The sequence below is a fragment of the Streptomyces aidingensis genome (genome assembly GCF_900112355.1).
GTDB classification, from domain to species: Bacteria; Actinomycetota; Actinomycetes; order Streptomycetales; family Streptomycetaceae; genus Streptomyces; species Streptomyces aidingensis.
In genome coordinates this window covers 84619-102448 of the sequence record NZ_FOLM01000003.1, presented here as the reverse complement: position 1 = coordinate 102448, position 17830 = coordinate 84619, and the positions used below count along the sequence as shown (strand labels likewise).

Below are 17830 nucleotides of genomic sequence, written 5' to 3'. Positions count from 1 at the left end.
GGCCTGCACACCTACAGGCCGGCAGGGGGTGCGGAGGCATGTGTGGGACCTCTCCGGGACTTCGCGCCGGAAGCCGGGCCACGGCGAGCCCTCTGACGCGCGGTCAAGGCCCGCGGCCACTTCCCCAACGAGCAAGCCGCCCTGAAGTGCGTCTACATGGCCATCATGTCCCTGGATCCCACAGGCACCGGCCGCAAGCGCTGGACCAGCCGTTGGAAGACCGCGCCGAACGCCTTCGACATCACCTTCGACGGCCGCCTCACCGCAGCCCGTCAGTAACCCCCAACCAACCCAGTTACACCACTCGTTTGACCCGGTCGTGGAACGTCGGGGTCGACTCACCTCCGCCCGCGCGGAGAGGTCCCATGCCGCCCGCGCCGAGCCGCCGCACCAGGCGATACGGCCCGACCGCCTCCGGGTCCGCCGCCGCCAGTTCCCCCCACACCATGCCTCCCTGGCAGTCAACTCACGTAGTCCGACAGGCAATTCCGGGTTCCGACGCTCCCCACTCCAGTCCAGTCCGCCTGGCCTGTCAAGGAACGGCCGCCCGCTTTGCGGGCCCGCAGGACGGCTCGGAGTTCACGGCGCCACGGCCCTTTCGGCCCGGCCCTCACCGGCACCGCGGCTGGGGGATCCGCCCGTACCCGGCCCGGGCAACGGCAGCAAACCAGTCAGGGCATAACCTGCGAAGCGGGACATAAGAGAGAATTCGCGGTATAGAAGACTACGGTGCCGTTCGTTGTCCATTCATGGGAAGGCGGTAGGGCCGCCGGGCCCGAGCGTTATGGATCTTGATTTTCTGCAGCCCCTGTACCAGGGCGAGGGCCCGGTCGTATCGGTGCATCTGGACACGTCGCGTTCTGCGCACGATGCCGACAAGCAGATCGAGCTGCGCTGGCGCGCGGCGCGCCGGTCCCTGGCCGGCCAGGGGGCGGATGAGGAGACGCTGGCGGCGCTGGATCAGGTGGTCGGAGGGGTCGCCGAGGTGCCGGGGCCGCAGGGCGAGGCACTGTTCGCATCGGCGGGGAAGCTGCTGGGAGCCTTCACCCTCACGGAGCCGCCCGCGGCCGGCAGTGCGCGGGTCCTGCCGGTACCCGACCCGCTGGGCCTGGTGATCGACCGGGATCATCAGCTTCCGCACGTCGTCGTCGCCGTCGACCGGGAAGGCGGCGACGTCGATGCCTACCCTGCCGCTGCGCTGGAGCCCTCCCTGCAGCGGTCCTTCCACGGCAGCACGCTCCACATCAGCCGGGTGCGGGCGGGCGCCGAGGCACAGGCGTCCTTCCACCGTCGCGCGGTCAATGTATGGGCGGAGAACACCCGGCAGGCGGCGGCCGACGTGCGGGAAGCCGCGGCCGGCGTGGATGCCGCGGTGATCCTGGTCGCCGGGGACCCCAAGGCGGTCGGGCTGCTGCGCGAGCACCTGACGGCCCAGCCGCCGGTCGGTGACGTGGTCTATGTGGACGGGGGCCGTACCGACGCGTCGGCCCGCGCGGGTCTGCGGGCGAGCGTGGACATGGCGATGCGTGATGCCATGACAGCCCGTCACCGTCATGTACTGGACGCCATGGAGGACGAGCTGGCCGGCGGACGGGCCCTCCAGGGAATCCCCGCGGTGAAGGAGGCGCTGGCACAGGGCCGGGTGGACACCCTGCTGCTCGCCGCGGACCGCTCCGGTGACCCGGATCTCTACGCGTCGCGCCGCGATCCACGGGTGCTGGGTACCGATCCGGCGGCCCTGGCAGACGACCCCACGGCGTTCCGCGCACCGGCGGCACCACTGCTGCTGCGCGCGGCGGCTCTGGGCGGCGCCGCCTTCACCGAAATCCTGCCTCCCGCCCGTGCCACGGACGGCGTCGCCGCCCTGCTGCGGTACTGAAGGGACTCACGGCGGACGAGTCCGCCGGCCGCCGCCGGCCGCCGCGCCTACAGGTGCCGGGCGGGCCGGTTTTCGGCGGGGGTGCGGATGGCGAGAACGGCCAGGTCGTCGTGGCCGTCGCTGGGGTGGTGGTCGGCCAGGGTGCGGACCAGGCCGTCCAGGGGCAGGCGGGCGTGGGCGGCGGCGAGGCCGAGCAGAGCGTCCAGGCGGTCGTCGATGGGGTGGCCGGGGTGTTCGACGAGCCCGTCGGTGAACAGCAGGACGATGGCGCCGCCGGGCAGGAACACGCTGTGGTCGGGACGGTGGATGCCGGGGTCGACGCCGAGGGGGATGCCGGGCTCCGCATGCAGGTACCGGGCGCCCCCGTCCGGGGTGAGGACGAGCGGTGGCAGATGGCCGGCGGTGCTCCAGCGCAGGGTGGAGCCCTCGGCGGCGGGTTCGATCCGGGCCAGGCACGCCGTGGTGACGGGCAGGTCGGTGATGGCGTGGACGGTGCGGTCGAGCTGGGTCAGCACGGCGCCGGGCGGGGTCCGGCGGTCGTAGAGCAGGGCGCGCAGCATGTTGCGGGCCTGGGCCATGGCCGCGGCGGCGTGCAGGTCGTGCCCGACGACGTCGCCGATGACGGCCGCGCAGGCCCGGTCGGGCAGGACGGCGGCGTCGTACCAGTCGCCGCCCACGCCGGCCGGTTCGGCGGCGGTGCGGTAGACCGCGGCGCCACAGAACGGGGACAGGTCCGGCAGTGTGGGCAGCAGCAGGCGCTGGAACTGCTCGGCGCTCTCCCGCACATAGCCGAACAAGCGCGCGTTCTCGATGGCCACGCCGGCCGCGCCCGCGAGGGCGCGCACCACCTCCTCGTCGTCCTCGTCGAACGGCCGGCCGTCCCGGCGCTCGGACAGATACAGATCGCCGTAGATCTCTCCGCGGACGGTGACCGCCACGCCCAGGAGCGTGCGCATCGGCGGGTGGCCGGGCGGAAAACCCACCGAGGACGGGTGGGAGGGGATGTCGTCCACCCGCAGCGGCTCGGGGTGGCGGATCAGGTGGCCCAGCACCCCCCGGCCGTGGGGAAAGTCGATTCCCCCCAGCGCGGCGCGCTCCTCGTCGGTGAGGCCGGCGGTGAGGAACTGCTCCAGGTGATCGCCGGAGGGGGCGAGCACTCCGAGTGCGCCGTAGCGGGCGTCGACCAGTTCCATGGCGGTGGTGACGATGCGGTGCAGCACCGCCGGCAGCTCCAGGTCCCCGCCGATCGCCAGCACCGCCGACAGCAGCCCGCGCAGCCGGTCCCTCGCCTGCGCCAGAGCACGCAGCTGCTCGGCGATGCCTTCCAGTTGCTCGTTGAGATTCTGCCGGAGCCCCGGCGGGTCACTCTCCATCGGTGACCGGGCCGGGTCCTTCCCGGGGTTCACAGCGCCGCCTCGTTCATCTCCGCCAACGCTACGCGCGACGCCGTCGCGCGGCCGGGCGCACACGCCCCGCCCGCGGGGCCGATCGCGGTAACCGGTCCCCGGGCCGGCCTCACGGGGAGCCTTTCACCGCCCGATTCGGCGGTGCTCACCAGTGGGTAGGTTGGGGCTGCACCGACCGGGGTGCGGCCACGGGGGCTCCGTCAGGCGGCCGGTCCCCGGTGGCGCCGAGCGGACAGGAGAGGCCCTGCGGATGAAGATCGTTGCGTTGTCCTGCACGCAGAAGCGGCTCCCGTCGCTGACCGACGCACTGCTCGACGCGGCGGTCACCGGCCTGCTCCGGGAGGTCGGTGACGCGGAGATCCAGCGGATCCGGCTGATCGACCACCGCATCGCGATGTGCGAGGGCGAGGACACCTGCCTTGATCCCGAGGTGGGGCGGTGCACCCTCGACGACGACTTCCCGCATGTCGTCGAGCTGGCCGAGGGTGCGCAGGCGATGCTGCTCGCCATGCCGGTGTACGCGGGAAACGTACCCGCGGTGCTGAAGATCTTCCAGGAACGCCTGAAGAGTTTTATGAACGCCGGTCAGCGCCCGCTGGGCAACCTGCTGGTGGGCACGATCGTGCACGCCCGCACGATGCTGACCGAGCCCGCGCTGGCCTCGTTGTTCCCGTGGTACCTGCGCCTGCGGAACAAGAACGTGGCGTCGGCGTGCTTCACCCAGAACGCGCATCAGGACCTGGCCCGCACCGCGGCGCCCGACCTGTGCGCGGCCGTGGGCCGGCAGCTCGGCATGACGCTCGACGCCGTGCGGTCGCCGGGCGGCGACCGCACGGCACTGCCGTTGGTTCAGTCACCGGCCCGGCCGCGGTGCGGCGGCCCGGCCGCGTCCTCTCCTGGAGAGTGAGGAGACTCCGCGCGCCAGACGCACCCGTTCCCCGCCTGTTCGCACGACACCCTGACGTCCGGTTCCAGATAGCGGGCGGCGATGGCGGTGTTGAGTTCCTGGCAGTACGGGCAGGGCGAGGAGAACGTCAGTACGACGCCGGCCCGGGCGGCCCGTTTGCGGTACCGGAGGATCCCGCAGTCGGCGTTGCGCAGGACGGTGCCCGGGGGCCGGCGCTCACTGGTCACCGCCGAGTCGTACAGCAGCAGCTGACGACGCAGCCGGGTCATGAAGTGATCGGTGGCGGACATGCCGGCGGGCCGCTGCGCCCGCAGTAACTCCGCGGTGATGCGGGAGTTCGCCCGGATCCACGCGGCCATGCCTGCTTCGCCGTGCTCGTTCAGGATGAACTCCTCTGCCGCCGCCTGGGCCTCGAAGAACCGCTGGCGCCACAGGTCGGCCTTCTCGTCCGGGCCGAGGGGAGCCGGTTCACCGGTCATGGTCCGCCTCGCTTCCTCCCCCGGCGCCGTCCAGCTCGGCGAAGACCTCCTGGGCGACGCGCAGCCCGTTGTTGGCGACCGGCCAGCCGCCGTAGTAGGCGAGCTGAATGATGACTTCGACGATCTTCTCCCGCTCCATCCCGAGATGCAGGGCCGCGCCGATATGGCCGCGCAGCTCCCAGTCGGTCCGCGCCAGCGTGACCGCGGTCAGCGCGACCAGTTCCCGCTCCTCGACGCTCAGATGCGGGCGGGTCCAGATCTCGCCGAACAAGTGGTCGACGGTGAGCTCCAGGAACTCCGGGTGGGAACCCGGGCGCGGTGGGCGGCCGAAGACCTGCTGGAACATGGCCTTGCCCCGCTCATGCCGGGCAGACGGCTGATGCATCGGTCAACTCCTTCTTGTCGGCGGAAAAGGTGTCAGCGTCCACGACGCCACACCGGCGACGGCCGGCAGCGTGGCGCCGCCGGCGTTCCCTCCGAGGCGGCGGCCACACCCGCCCGCTCGGCGACGAGCCCGGCGCCGACCGGTCCGGCCACGGCGCCGGCGTCGGTGCACATCGAGAAGACGGCGGCACCGCTGCGGGCCCGGTCGGCCATCCGGCCGGCCGACCGGCATGACCAGCAGCGCCCGGACGACGGCGGATACCGTGAACGCCCACCCGGCCCACGTCACGTCATGCCGCCGGGCCACCGCCGCCGTGGGGACCGGCCCGCCGCGCAGCCCGAACACGGCGACGCAGCCCTGCGCCGGCGCCGCGAGGCGGGCCACCGCAGAGCGCCGGTCGCGCGGCAGGACCGGCGGCCGCAGCACGTCGCGGCCGGTGCGGGGCCCCGCGGGGGCCGGCTGCCGCCGTCACTGTCCGGTCACAGGATGATGCTGAGCTTGCCGTGCTCGTACAGCGTTTCGTGGTCGAGCACCACGACCCGTCTGCGGGCCCGGAACGACTCCCCCTCGACGACCAGCTCCCACCGGCATTTTCCGACGTAGGCGTCGGAGCGCCCCTGCCCGAACCGGTGCACGACGACATTCGCCGCCACCTCCAGGTGCGTGCCCCGATCGGCCAGGATCTCCACATTGCCGATCATCCGGTTCGTCCGCGACCGGGGATTCTCGCACCACACCTCGCCGTTGAGGAGTTGTCCGATGCGCTGGCGCAGCCGGGCGGCATCGTCGTCGATGAGCCCGAGGGCATCGGCCGGCTCGCCGCGGACGTCGGTGGCCGGCACCGAGTAGCGGATGTCGTCGGTCAGCATCTCCTCGTACCATTCGAGCAGGCGCCACTCGTCGAGCAGCCGTGCCTCGGTGAACAGGAACTGGCTCACCCGGTGCCACAGCCGCACCCGGGCCGCCTCGTCGGCCGTCGGCTCGGTGGTCATCGTGCTTCCGCCCCCGGTGTCCCGGCCGGTATCCCGGCCGGCGTCCCGGCCGCCCGGTGCGGGACCTCGAAGCGACCGCCGTCGCCCTGCATCAGCCGGTCCCACTGCCGCCAGAACTCGCGGGCGGGAAGCTCGTCCGTGGTCTCCGGGACCTCCTTGTTCATTCCGCGCGACAGATCCGAGTAGCGGACCGTGCGGTTGAGACAGCCCCGCTGGCACGACTCGACGATCTCGATGTCGTCGGGGGTGGCAAAGCCGGCCGGGCCGAGGAAGGTCAGGTAGTGGCTCTTGCGGAGTTCCCGGATGTCCGGGTCCTCGTCCTTGGGGGCCAGGGCGACCGAGGTGATGGCCATCCGGCCGGCGCCGGCCGGGTCGATCTTGCGGATCGTGATCGCGATCGCGTCGATGATCATCAGGTTGGGGAAGATCAGCAGCGCACGGTTGGTGCGGGTGATCCGTTCCGCGCGTTCGGCGCCGAACCGTTCGGCGAACCGTGCGGCCGTCGCCTCGATCCGCGGCCGGAACTCGGCGCCGAACATCGGCGTCCAGTGGGCGAGCGGGCGGGCCGCCGCCGGGGGCAGCTCGTTGGCCGCATGTCCCAGTCCCAGGGCGCGGCCGAAGCCGCCTCGGCGTCGTGGTGGCACCGAGCCCAGCGACTCCATGTAGCCGACATAACGCTTGTGCAGGGCCCGGAAATGGTAGATGTCGACGCTGTTCTCCATCATCAGCTTCCAGTTGGCCCGCGCCCCGTGGAGCTGCGCTCCGCGGATCACCTCCATCCCGGCCTCGGACTGGTCGTCGATGAGATCGAGGTACTCCGTGGCACCCGCCAGATACTCGGTCAGGGTGCGCGGCTGCTGCGGATCGAAGGTGACGAACACGAAACCGCGGTAGCTGTCACTGCGGTGCCGCGCCAGGCCGAAGTCCGCCTTCCGGAAACCCGGCCCGTACCCGTCGGGGATCGGGACCCCGACCAGTTCGCCCTGGTTGGAGAATGTCCAGTCGTGATAGGGGCAGCGGAACGACCGGGCCTGCCCGGCCGGCTGCGAGCAGATCAGGGCGCCGCGGTGCGTGCAGCTGTTGGCGAACACCCGGATCACCCCGTCGGAGCCGCGCGCCATGACCACCGGGCGCCCGCCGACATCGCGTGCCACATAGCAGCCGGGCCCGGGCACCTCCGACTCGTGCCCGACGTACAGCCAGCAGCGATCGAAGATCCTGGTCATCTCCTGGGCGGCCAGATCGTCGTCGGTGTAGGCGCGGCGGTCCACCCGGAAGGTGAGGCGCCCGGGATCGTCGACCACGATCGGATCGCCCGCCGGCCGCTGCAGTCCGGTCGTCACTGCTCCCCCTTTCGCTGTAGCGTCCCGACCGTGCCGATGACCAGCTCGGCCGTGCGTACGGCGGAATCGCCGCACTCCGGCTGCGCGGCGCGCAGCCGGTCCCGGTAGTCCCGGGCGGGATCGAGCAGACCGGCGACGGCGTCGGCGACCGCCTGCTCGGTGACGCCGGCCGGCTCCAGCGCCGTCCCGAAGCCCGCGCCGGCCACGAAATGCGCCTGGACAGGCTGGTCCACGGCCAGCGGGATCACCAGCATCGGCGTCTCCGCCCGGATCGACTCCGCCACGGAGTTGTATCCGCCGTGGGTGATGAACACGTCGGCGCGCCGAAGCACCTCACGTTGCGGCAGATAGGGGGCGGTGAGCACCTCGTCGGGCAGCGCCAGCTCCCCGGCGAGATCTCCCACCGAGGCGATCACCTGCGCGCCGGTCGCCGCCGCCCCGGTGATCACCGTGCGCAGCAGGTCCGGCCGCCGGTAGAAGATGGTGCCGAAGGAGACGTACACCACCGGGCGTCCGGGGTCGGTCCGGTCCAGGTCCGGGAAGGCGACCTCGTCACCGCGGGGCCCCGGCGCGCCCGGCAGCCCGACCAGTTGCACACCGTTGTCGGTGACCGCGTCGTTCCCGAGGAGGGCGGGGATCGCCGGCATCAGATTGAGGATCGGCGAACGCGCGGAATGCGTCCGGGCCGACCACAGCACCCCGTGCCCGGTCAGATAGTCGCCGACCTGCTCGTCGTACGGCCAGCGGCCCCGGCGGTGCTCCCTCGGGCATACACCGCCCAGATTGGCCCAGATCATCCCGTAGGGCACCCCGGACGCCTGTGCGCCGGCCATGGCAGACGCGGTGACCGGCAGCGAATCGACGAGCGCGAAATCCGCCGCCGTCGCGCGGAGCGCCTCGGCCGTCCGGTCCGCCACCGGCGAGGACCGGAGCATCGGGCCGATCTTCGCCGGGTCGCCGCTCCACGGTGCCATCTCGACCTGCCCGATCGTATGGACCTCGGCCCTGCCCAGGGCCCGGCGGCGCCGCTCGTCGAGCGCGCCGCCGTCCGCGGACAGCAGCAGCAGCGCCACCTCGCTGCCGGCGGCCCGGAGCGCGTTGACCACCGGAACATACGGGTTCAGGTGCCCATGCTGAGTCGTGGTGACAAGCGCGACGCGCATCGGTTCTCCGGTCCCCCTGCCTTCGGAAACGAGTCGGAACCCCGCCCCGGACGGGCGGGAATGCCCGGCAGGCGAAAGGGACCGTCGATGTCCGGGTAGTGCTACGAGGCTCAGCGCATTTCCCCGCCGTGGCGGCGGGGAAACCTCGATCGACGCTGGGCAAAGCAGCCTGGAACAACCGGATTCACCATCTGTCCCGGGCCGCTCCGCAAAGCCTGCCGGGATGTGCAATCGATGTCAACGCCCCGCAACTGTCGGCCATTACCGCTGCGCCGGACACAGACTTCGGCCGGCCCCGACAAAGTTGTCATGTGACCATTTCGGGCGAGCTGAGCAGTTGGAGCGGCCGGTCTGGATTTCGCGGTTATGGCGCAGAGCTACAGCGATGGTGGAAAATGCCGGCCGGCCCGAGCGGACCGGCCGCCGTATTGCGCCGAATGGCCGTGCGCGGGGGCGAATTACCTGCCTCCACCCTTTCGGTATATGTCCGGGAGGGTTCGCCGGACCGGCAGGTCCCCGGCGCCCCGGGAGCGCTCGGGCACCGGCCAGGTCGCACGACTCCCACAGTCCGACGGCGGTGCGCTTGGCGGCCAGCGGATCCGCCCCCGCGTTCTCCGCGCAGACATACCGGTCGCTGGCGCGGGAGCGGAGACTGACCACCGAGCCGGACGGCGGCGGCAGAGTGAAGGACGACTCCCAGGCGGTGGTGGTGCCGGAGGTGGCGTCGGAGGCCGGGCGGTCACGGGCGGCGGTGTCGCCGTACAGGCTCCAGCGCAGCCAGTCCACCGTGGACGAACAGGACATTCGCCGCCACCTGGCTCGCCGGATCGCCCATGTCCAGGGTCGCGAACGGGACGGCGGCGGTGATCCGGTCGTCCGGCCAGGCGGTGAGCAGCCCGTGGGTGGTCATGCCCCCGAGGGAATGCCCGGCGACACCGACGCCGGCCGAGGTGTCGAGACGGCCGGCGAAGGGGTCGCCCGGCGTCGTGTTGAGGGCGAGGGTGCGGGTGAGGCCTTCGGAGACGTCCATGGACTGGTTGCCGTTGTGGACGTCCTGGATGTTGCGCTGGGTGCCGCTGGAGGTGGTGGGAAAGACGCGGGCGGGGACCACCCGACCACTGCACGATGTCCGCGCCGTCATGGGTGGCCAGGTTGTACACGTCCGTCGCCTTGCCGCTGTTGCGGTTCACCAGCACGTACCAGGCGCCGGTGTCGATGCCGTCGGTTCACCGTCGTTCAGGACGTCGAGCACCGCGTCGTAGGCACATGCCCCGGCTGAGGGCGTGGTCCCGGTTGCGAGTCCGCCATGGTCATGACATTTCCGGCGATCAGCGCCACGGCCATGCAGCGCCACCAGCAGGCAAAGCCGCCTGACCGGGGCAGACCATCCGCCCGCCCGTAGCTCCCGATCCCAATGAACTCGGTGCCGGCAAGCGCGGCCCGTCGCTCGTCGACGCCCTCGCCGGCCACTGCGGAACCCAGCCCCGCCCACCCGACGACAGGGCTCCCCTGGCGGCCCATCGGCCCGGGGACCGACACATGAACCCACGGAGCCCGGCCCATCGCGGCGCCTCCCGTCGCGCGGTGTGCGAGCCGCCAGGGCTTGAGTGACGACCTTGTTCGCCGGTTCTCCGGTGGCCGCTGTCCCGGTTGATCCTCCTGCGCCGGCCGGTAGCCTGGTGGGCACAACGGGTTGCCATGAGGGGGCGATGGGTGCACCGGGCCGACGCGGAGAAGCATTACGAGGCGCTCGCCGAGAGCTACGACGAGCTGTGGGTCTACTCCGAGGACTACGTCCCGTGGATGTCCGGCCGGATCGCCTCCGCGCTCGGCCTCACGGCCGGTGACCGGATCGGCGACATCGGCTGCGGAACGGGCCTGTTCGCCCGCGAGGTGGCCAGGGCCGTCCGCCCGGATGCGGGCATCCTGTGTGTCGACCCGTCCGCGGCGATGCTCGACCGGATCGACACCTCCGTGCCGGGGCTGCGCACCCTCCGTGCCTCGGCGGAGGAGCTCGTACGGGGTGACGTGGCGCTTCCGCCCTCCCACCGGCCGCTCGACGCCGTCTGGCTGAAGGAGGCCGTGCACCACTTCGAGGACCCGGCGGCCACCCTCACCGGCCTCACCGGCCTGCTCGCCCCGCAGGGGCGGCTGCTGGTGGTCATGCTGCCGGCCACGATCGCCTATCCACTCTTCCCGGCCGCGCTGCGGCGCTACGAAGAGCTTCAGCCGGACCCCGCCCGCCTCGCCGAGGCTCTGTCCTCCGCCGGGCTGGCGGTGGAACTCAGCCATGTCGAGCACGAATTGCGCATCGAGCGGGAGCGCTACTTCGCCATGGTCCGGTCCCGTTACATGTCGGTGCTCTCCACCTTCGGCGATGCCGAGCTGGAGGGCGGGCTGGACTGGATGCGCACCGCGCACCCGGAGGAGGTGCTGGTGTTCCCGGACCGCTTCGCGTTCATCCTGGCCCGGCGGAACGGGGACGCCGGGTGAGCGCGGTCGATTCCCGTCTTCAGCGGCTGCGTGCGGAGCTTGACGACCATGCCCGGCTCGCCGTCCGCCTCGGTCTGGACCTGGAGCGGCCGTTACGGGCCCTGGACGACGGCTATCCCGAGACCACCGTCGCCCTCATCGGCACGCTCTGCGAGCGTCTGCTCAAACAGCTCTGGCGGCACCACGCCATCGAGGGCGATCCGTCCGCCCGGGCCCTGAACGACCTCATCAAACGCTGCCGTCCGCATATCCGTTCGGTGGCGGTGCTGGAGGCACTGGAGGACATCCGGCGGCTGCGCAACCGGGCCGGGCACGACGGCGGGGCGCCCATCGCCACGGAGGACGGCCTGACCGCCATCCGGCGCCTCGTCGATGTCCTGGCCTGGTTCACCAGCACCGGCAGCGCCGCTCTGCTGGGCGACGAGCCGACGCTGGTGCGGGAGGTCGCGGAGCGGGCCGAGTTCCTGGCGGGTCTGTACCTGACCCTCGGTTATCGCAGCGCCAAGCGGTTCGTGCTCACCTCCGACACCGTCTACCAGCTCTTCTGCCGGGAATCCGGGGCCCGGCTGGAGTATGTGGAGCTGCTGCTGTCCCGGGACGCCGAGGACCTGCACCATGTGCTGACCACCACGGGCGGCGAGCTGCTGCGCACCCGCCTGCCCAAGCTCACCCGGTTCGTCGTCCTGGACCAGGCGCACGACGCCGTGCGGGAGCTGCTGGGCGACGGGTTCCGCATCATCCGCTACGACGGCTTCGTCTCCACGCTTCTCGACTTCGACGCCCATCTGCCGCCCCTCCCGCCCGTGGAGCGGCCGGAGCCCATCACGGCGGCGGTGCTCGCCGCCGACCCGCGCACCGGTCAGCCGCAGATCGCGGAGGAGGCGGACGCCGCCGCGCTGCTCGCCCGGCTCGCCGGCGGCCGGGCGAATGTCCTCGTCGTCGGCAGACCCGGCAGCGGCAAGAGCACGCTGCTGCGCCGCCTGGTGGCCACGGAGGAGACCCGCCGCTTCCGCTTCTGCTTCGATCTCAGTCTCAAGCCGCCGGATGAGTCTTTCGCCGAATACGTCTCCCGGCTGCTGGCCCCCTGCATGCCGGCCGACCGGGCCCGCGCCTACGACCTGTTCCTGTATCTGATCCGCTCCGGCAAGGCCCTGTGCGTGCTGGATGCGGTGGACGAGGGCGTGGCGGAGCCCAGCGCCGCCGGCTTCGTCCAGCTCTTCGCCGAGCTCGCCGCGGTGCTCTCCGCCGAGTCCGCCGTGGTGATGAGCTCCCGGGTGTCGTTCCTCGCCGACTCCCCGCAGATCCGCCAGCTCCTGGACCATGGAGCCGCCCGCTCCGAACAGCTGGTGGAGCAGCTGTATGTGCACGGGGTGGACCCGGAGCGGCTGCCGCACTGCCACGTGGTGCGGCTCACCGGCCCCGGTGCCACCCCGCTGGAACGCCGTCTCGGCGGCCTGCTGCACACCGGGCCGGGCGGGCAGCCGCTCGGGGCACTGCTCGGCGCCCGGATATCCCAGGTGCTGGCGGAGCGGAACCGGCCGGAGCTGGAGGCCGCGCTGCCCGGCACCCTCGGCCGGGCCTTCCTGGAGGGCCGGACGGTGTTCTCGCTGCTGGACCTGGTCCGGATGCTGGGACCGCAGGCGTTCACCGGCGGCCGGCCGGAGCTGGAGACCTGCGCGCTGGCCCCCGTGCTGCGCCCGGACGGGCCCGATCGCGTCGCCTTCGCCCACACCGCCTTCCAGGAGCTGCTGGCGGCACGTTTCCTGGCGACGGCGGCCGGACGGGAGATCGCGGCGGCGCTGCCGGGCGGAGCGTTCCTCACCGAGCAGGTCCGGGCCTTCCTCGCCGGGCTGCCGCAGGCGCGGGAGGAATCGGACGACTGCGTGCTGCCGGCCGGGTGTATCTGGTAGGGCCGGCCGAGCGGCTGCTGCTGCGCCGGGTGGAGCGCCCGGTCCGCTTCGACCGGTATCCGGTGACCGTTGCCCGCTACCGGCGTTTCCTGGAGGCGCTGCGGGAAGACGGCACCTCGGAGTGGAACCACCCGCAGCAGCCGGACCACGTCGAGCACACCCCGTGGACGGCCAGGCTCAAGGACCCCGCGTACTTCACCGACCCGCGCTTCGACAACCATCCGGCCGTCTGCGTCAACTGGTGGAGCGCGTATGCGTTCGCGGCGTTCGAGGGCAAACGGCTGCCGACCTCACTGGAGTGGGAGGCCGCCGCACGCGGCGCCGACGGCCGCCTGTTCCCCTGGGGCGACGACCCGGACGCCGCCCCCCTGAACTGCGCCGACACCTGGGTCGGGCGGCCGGTGGTCACCCACCAGGCATGGCGGGAGGGGTTTGCTCAGGACGCCATCCGCCGGGCCTGGACCACCCCGGTCGACGACCGGCCCGCCAACCGCTCCCCCTTCGGCATCGTGGACATGGCGGGACAGGTGTGGGAGTGGACCTCCACCGTGCTGAAGGACCCGGGAGAGGCCGTGATCTGCGGCGGCAGCTACGACAATCCGCTGCGGGCGGTGCGGACCGGCAGCAAGGGCGTCTTCCGGAAGCGCGGCGGCAGCAACGCCGTGGGCTTCCGCTGCGTCACGGAGCTTCCGGCGGAGGAGACGTCATGACCGAGGCGCGGTACGGAAGGGTCGTGGACCGCAGGCCAAGCGGCGGCGGGCACGACGGCAAGCTGGGGCTGTATGTCGTGGAGGACGAGGACGACGGGCACCACTACACCTTTGACTACACCGACATCGTCTCGGACGGTTTCCGCACGATCCGGACCGGCGAACGAGTGCGGTTCCACCTGCCCCACCCCGGCGCGTGGCGGGCCGGTTTCGTGATCCGGCTGGACCAGCCGGATCCGGAGGACTTCTACGCATGAGTCCGGAGCTCGCGGCTGCCGAGGGCGTACGGCAGTTGATCACTGTGGTGCTGCCCGTGGCCCTGCGCGCCACTCCCCCGTGGGACGAAGGCCGCTGCCCTTCTCCCTCGGCGGGCGGGGGACGGATCTCGCGCTGCGGCAGACGTACTTCACGCCCGCCGCCGGACGGGCGCTGTACGGGACGCCGGAGCGGCCCTGCCGCTGGCACCGCATCACGGACCTCGGCCACGGCCCGGTCACTCTCGACGGCATCGAGCTGCTGAGCACGGCAACCGTGCGCCAGCCGGCATCCGCCCTCGCCATACTGCATCTCACCGTGCGCGGCCCGCGCCTGCTGGACACGCTGCGCGCCCTCGGCGGCCGCTACGGCGCGCCGCCCAGCCCGCTGCACGGTCCGCTGGCACCCGAACGCCTGCTGCGAGACATCGCCGGAACCCGCCCGCAGGCCCGGCCGTTCGCGCTTGCCCGCCCGTACACGCTCGCTTTTCTCACTCCGCGGACCGAACACACACCCGCGCTGCGCGATCCGGCGGACGGCCCGTTGCCCGAGGCAGCCGACATGTGGTTGTGGCAGCTCGCCTCCCGGTCCAACAGCTCCGACTACCCGCTGCCGCCTGAGGAACTGCCCCGTATCCGGGAGCGGGCACTGCGCATCTCCGCCGACTGGAGCGCCCTCATCCTGCGGCACGGCGCAGCCTTCCTCGGCCACCGCGCCGACGGGGAGAAGACGACTTCTTCGGCTTCGCGGCGCAGCACATGAGGACCGTCTATCTGGACGCCCTGCTGCTGGGCAGCATCCAGCGGGACCACATCGACGAGATCGCGGACAGCCTGTCCGATGTCTTCGACGGGCCGGGGCTGGCCCGGCGGGTCGCCGCCCTGGAAGGGCAACTGGCCCGCTTCCGCAGTGTCTACTGGCAGCAGCACCTGACCGCCCACGGCCCGGCGAACGACCTGCTGGTGGCCTTTCAGGAGCAGTACCGGCTGCCGGAGCGGTTCGCGGACGTCACGGCCCAGGCCGCCGACTTCGGGCAATGGGTCCAGACCCGCCAGAACCAGCAGATCAGCGGAGCACTGGGCATCCTCACCATCCTCGGCCTGCCGCTGGGGACCGCGCTGGGCGTCGTGCAGGCCCTCGGCACGGACTCCCCCTGGCACCTCGCCGCCGGCCTCGGCGCCGCCTTCGCCGCCACGGCGGCGGCCCTGGCCACCCCGTACGGACGCCTGGTCCTGGCCTCCCTGCGCGAGAGCCCTGCCCCGCCCCCGCCGCCCGGTCCTCCCACTCCCTGACCGGCACCCGGACGAAGACGGCGGTGAAGCCCTGGCGGAGATCGGCGTCTGCGGTGCGTCCCAGGTCCCGGGCGCCATCCGAAGCGGGCTGCGGGTCTCAAGGCCCTTGCCACTGACATCGGCCCCGCGAGCCGAACGGACCGGGACCAGCAGTCGTAGCGATGGGTGCAGGGGGTGTCCGGGCAGGTGCGGCAGACGATGAAGTACCTGCCTCCGAGGTCGCCCATGTCCATGCCATGCCCAACGTGTCAAGGGCGGCAGGGTCTGCCTTGGCCAGCCAGGACGGCACGTCGGCCCCGTACTCGCGGGGATCCCGGTCCTCCTGAGGAAGCCAGCGCCCCATGCCCGGTTCCGTGGCGGTGATGCTGAGCAGGTGCTCCATGCGGGTGCCGCGGCCCTCGCAATCCGGCCAGTCAGGCCGCTGGGGCCACCCCGGGTAGCCGCCGACCTTGCTCTGCTGCGTGGCACGCGTCCCGGGAAGCGATTCTCCACGGGATGCATCCCCGTCCAGCAACGGACGGAGAGCGCCCTTGGTGTGCTCGCCTGGGGCGGGTCGGGGCCGCCTCAGGGGCTGGACCGGTGTCGTGGTTGTGGTGCGCCATCCGGACCACGTCCGGCGCTCCGTGCGGGTGAGACGGGCGTGGTGACGCACAGTGGGAGATGCCACGAAACCCCCACCCAACGGGAGCAATCGCCCATGACGTTCAACCCTCTGCAGCAGCGGGGCATCCCCCTGGACCGCCAGGTGCGGAACTGGCGGGAGCTGGCCGTCACCCCCATCGACCCCGACCACATCGATCCCTACACCCGCTGCCGGATCATCACCATGAACGGCATCGAGGTCGAGGCGGTCATGTTCAGCCACCACATGGCCCGGCACTGCCCCGACGCGGAGGTCAAGCGGCAGCTCGCCGAGGTCCGCTACACCGAGGCGCAGCAGCAGAAGGCGGTCAACTGGCTGCTGCCCGGGGTGTCCTCGGTGCTGGAGACCACCATCGCCTATGAACAGGTGGCGGTGGACCTGACCGCCTGGGTCGCCCGGATGGAGCCCGACCCTTATCTCAAGCAGGCCTACCAGTTCGGGGTGCTGGAGGACTTCGACCATCTGTACCGGTACGCCAACCTCTACGAGATGATCGAGCACCGCAAGGCGGAGGCCATCGTCGATCAGCTCACCGAGGTCATGCCCGGCCGCCCCACCAAGGCGCACCACCGCCACCCGGCGGACAATGTGCGCGATCCGTACGACCGCAGCCGCACCGACCCGCTGTCCAAGCTGCACGCGCTGACCATCATGTCGGCCGAGCAGCAGACCATGAACTTCTACATGAATGTCGGCCCCACCTACATGGAGCCGATCGCCCGGGAGCTGTACCAGGAGATCGGGCTGATCGAGGAGGAGCACGTCACCCACTACGAGTCCCTGGTGGACCCAGGCGAGACCTGGTGGGAGCAGTTGGTCAACCACGAGTACAACGAGTGCTACCTCTACCACTCCTTCATGGAGCAGGAGAGCGACCCCAAGGTGAAGGCCATCTGGGAGCTGCACCTGAACATGGAGCTGGAGCACCTGCGGATCGCCTGCGACCTGATGCGCCGCCACGACGGGCGGGAGCCGGAGGAGATCCTGGCCCCCGAACTGCCCAATGTGCTCACCTTCGAGCCCAACAAGGAGTACATCCGCACGCTGATCGCCGAACAGCTCGACCTGACCACCCTGGGCGCCGGATATGTGCGCGAGGCGCACGAGCGGTTCGAGGCCATGCAGCAGCGGCTCAACAGCGACGGCGGCCCGCCCAGCGAGCGCGTGATCGCCCAGCACCAGGAGCTGTTCAACCGCGAGTACCGCATCGAGAGCGAGGGCGCGCACCCCGTGCCCGAGCTGCGCGAGCAGTACTGATCCATCACCGACCGCCACCGATCCGCCACGGCACAACGGCCCAGGAGAACCAGATGACCCAGACCGAGCCCGGTCAGAACCCGGTGCGCGACAGCGGCCGGACCAGCGCCGGCGCGCAGGAGGACGTGGTCGCGCTGCTGATGCGCCAGCACGGCGACATCCGCAATCTCTTCGACGAGGTGGAGCAGGCCGAGGGCGACGCCCGCCGGGAGGCGTTCGGCCGCCTGGTACGGCTGCTGGCCGTCCATGAGACCGCCGAGGAGGAGATCGTCCATCCCTATGCCCGCCGCGCCACCGCGGGCGGCGAGGGGGTGGTCGCCGACCGCCTGGAGGAGGAACGCCAGGCCAAGGAGATGCTCGCCCGCCTGGACGGCATGGACACCGACGATCCCGCCTTCCTGCCGCAGCTGCTGGAGCTGCGCACCGCCGTGATGGAGCACGCCCGCGCCGAGGAACGTTACGAGTTCACCCATCTGCGCCGCGCCGCCGAGCCGGGGAAGCTCGCCGCCCTGGCCAAGGCGGTCCGCGCCGCCGAGACCACCGCGCCCACCCACCCCCACCCCGGCGTCGAGTCCGCGGCCGCCAATCTGGCCGCCGGACCCCTCGCCGCCGTCATGGACCGCGCCCGCGACGCCGCCCGCCGCGCCATGAAAAGCGGGTCCTGACGCTCCCGGGCGGGGTGCGGCTCCCCGCCCCGCCCGGGACGGTGCGGGACC

At 71.8% G+C, this 17830-nt stretch carries 18 protein-coding genes and 2 pseudogenes; 11 read left to right on the top strand and 9 right to left on the bottom strand.

Going from position 1 to position 17830, the window contains the following annotated elements:
- Positions 1-96 precede the first annotated feature (96 nt).
- Positions 97-279 (top strand): annotated as a pseudogene (locus BM242_RS07660) (IS256 family transposase); the annotation flags it as partial.
- 16 nt (positions 280-295) lie between these two features.
- Here the strand turns inward: BM242_RS07660 and BM242_RS29265 are convergent.
- A complete protein-coding gene (locus tag BM242_RS29265; protein ID WP_175541307.1) occupies positions 296-448 on the bottom strand; it encodes a hypothetical protein in 153 nt (50 codons plus the stop codon).
- Between the two features lie 390 nt (positions 449-838).
- Between BM242_RS29265 and BM242_RS07655 the strand changes: the two genes are divergently transcribed.
- On the top strand, positions 839-1879 hold the full coding sequence (locus tag BM242_RS07655) for a baeRF2 domain-containing protein (RefSeq protein ID WP_245833902.1): 1041 nt from the start codon (positions 839-841) through the stop codon (positions 1877-1879).
- A 47-nt stretch (positions 1880-1926) separates the two neighbouring features.
- On the opposite strand, the gene BM242_RS07650 is transcribed toward BM242_RS07655, so the two are convergent.
- On the bottom strand, positions 1927-3252 hold the full coding sequence (locus BM242_RS07650) for a PP2C family protein-serine/threonine phosphatase (protein WP_093837937.1): 1326 nt from the start codon (positions 3250-3252) through the stop codon (positions 1927-1929).
- Between the two features lie 283 nt (positions 3253-3535).
- On the opposite strand from BM242_RS07650, the gene BM242_RS07645 reads away from it, so the two are divergent.
- Complete coding sequence (locus tag BM242_RS07645) at positions 3536-4192, top strand: flavodoxin family protein (RefSeq protein WP_093837936.1); 657 nt, start codon at positions 3536-3538, stop codon at positions 4190-4192.
- Here BM242_RS07645 and BM242_RS07640 read toward each other — a convergent pair.
- From BM242_RS07640 to BM242_RS30090, 7 genes and pseudogenes are all read right to left on the bottom strand, one after another.
- Complete coding sequence (locus tag BM242_RS07640; RefSeq protein ID WP_093837935.1) at positions 4135-4671, bottom strand: hypothetical protein; 537 nt, start codon at positions 4669-4671, stop codon at positions 4135-4137. The two genes, BM242_RS07645 and BM242_RS07640, sit on opposite strands and share 58 nt — an antisense overlap.
- On the bottom strand, positions 4661-5056 hold the full coding sequence (locus BM242_RS07635) for a carboxymuconolactone decarboxylase family protein (protein WP_093837934.1): 396 nt from the start codon (positions 5054-5056) through the stop codon (positions 4661-4663). Before BM242_RS07635 ends, BM242_RS07640 begins: the two co-directional genes overlap by 11 nt.
- Before the next feature lie 479 nt (positions 5057-5535).
- On the bottom strand, positions 5536-6048 hold the full coding sequence (locus BM242_RS07625; RefSeq protein WP_093837932.1) for an aromatic-ring-hydroxylating dioxygenase subunit beta: 513 nt from the start codon (positions 6046-6048) through the stop codon (positions 5536-5538).
- Positions 6045-7391, bottom strand: coding sequence for an aromatic ring-hydroxylating oxygenase subunit alpha (locus BM242_RS07620; RefSeq protein ID WP_217652399.1), 1347 nt, complete (start codon positions 7389-7391; stop codon positions 6045-6047). The genes BM242_RS07625 and BM242_RS07620 overlap by 4 nt, the downstream gene beginning before the upstream one ends.
- Positions 7388-8554 carry a glycosyltransferase gene (locus BM242_RS07615; RefSeq protein WP_093837930.1) on the bottom strand — a complete coding sequence of 389 codons (1167 nt, stop codon included), beginning with the start codon at positions 8552-8554 and terminating at the stop codon, positions 7388-7390. The genes BM242_RS07620 and BM242_RS07615 overlap by 4 nt, the downstream gene beginning before the upstream one ends.
- Positions 8555-9293: 739 nt before the next feature.
- Complete coding sequence (locus tag BM242_RS07610; protein ID WP_175541306.1) at positions 9294-9665, bottom strand: alpha/beta hydrolase; 372 nt, start codon at positions 9663-9665, stop codon at positions 9294-9296.
- Position 9666: 1 nt separating this feature from the next.
- A pseudogene (locus tag BM242_RS30090) lies at positions 9667-9771 on the bottom strand (RICIN domain-containing protein); the annotation flags it as partial.
- A gap of 481 nt (positions 9772-10252) precedes the next feature.
- On the opposite strand from BM242_RS30090, the gene BM242_RS07605 reads away from it, so the two are divergent.
- From BM242_RS07605 to BM242_RS07575, 8 genes are all read left to right on the top strand, one after another.
- The gene (locus tag BM242_RS07605) at positions 10253-11047 is read left to right on the top strand and encodes a class I SAM-dependent methyltransferase (RefSeq protein ID WP_093837929.1); all 795 of its coding nucleotides are present in this window, start codon (positions 10253-10255) and stop codon (positions 11045-11047) included.
- Entirely contained in the window at positions 11044-12957 is a 1914-nt protein-coding gene (locus BM242_RS07600; RefSeq protein ID WP_245833901.1) for an NACHT domain-containing protein, read from the top strand. The genes BM242_RS07605 and BM242_RS07600 overlap by 4 nt, the downstream gene beginning before the upstream one ends.
- Entirely contained in the window at positions 12945-13667 is a 723-nt protein-coding gene (locus tag BM242_RS30085; protein WP_245833900.1) for a formylglycine-generating enzyme family protein, read from the top strand. Before BM242_RS07600 ends, BM242_RS30085 begins: the two co-directional genes overlap by 13 nt.
- Positions 13664-13924 (top strand): hypothetical protein, encoded by a 261-nt coding sequence (locus BM242_RS07595; RefSeq protein ID WP_093837928.1) that lies wholly within the window; start codon positions 13664-13666, stop codon positions 13922-13924. The genes BM242_RS30085 and BM242_RS07595 overlap by 4 nt, the downstream gene beginning before the upstream one ends.
- 79 nt (positions 13925-14003) lie before the next feature.
- Positions 14004-14684: a hypothetical protein gene (locus BM242_RS30080; RefSeq protein ID WP_245833899.1), complete on the top strand. Its 681-nt coding sequence runs from the start codon at positions 14004-14006 to the stop codon at positions 14682-14684.
- Entirely contained in the window at positions 14681-15214 is a 534-nt protein-coding gene (locus tag BM242_RS30075; protein WP_245833898.1) for a hypothetical protein, read from the top strand. Before BM242_RS30080 ends, BM242_RS30075 begins: the two co-directional genes overlap by 4 nt.
- Before the next feature lie 697 nt (positions 15215-15911).
- Positions 15912-17114, top strand: a complete 1203-nt coding sequence (locus BM242_RS07580) for a hypothetical protein (RefSeq protein ID WP_093837927.1) — start codon at positions 15912-15914, stop codon at positions 17112-17114.
- 53 nt (positions 17115-17167) lie between these two features.
- Entirely contained in the window at positions 17168-17779 is a 612-nt protein-coding gene (locus BM242_RS07575) for a hemerythrin domain-containing protein (protein ID WP_093837926.1), read from the top strand.
- Positions 17780-17830 lie beyond the last annotated feature (51 nt).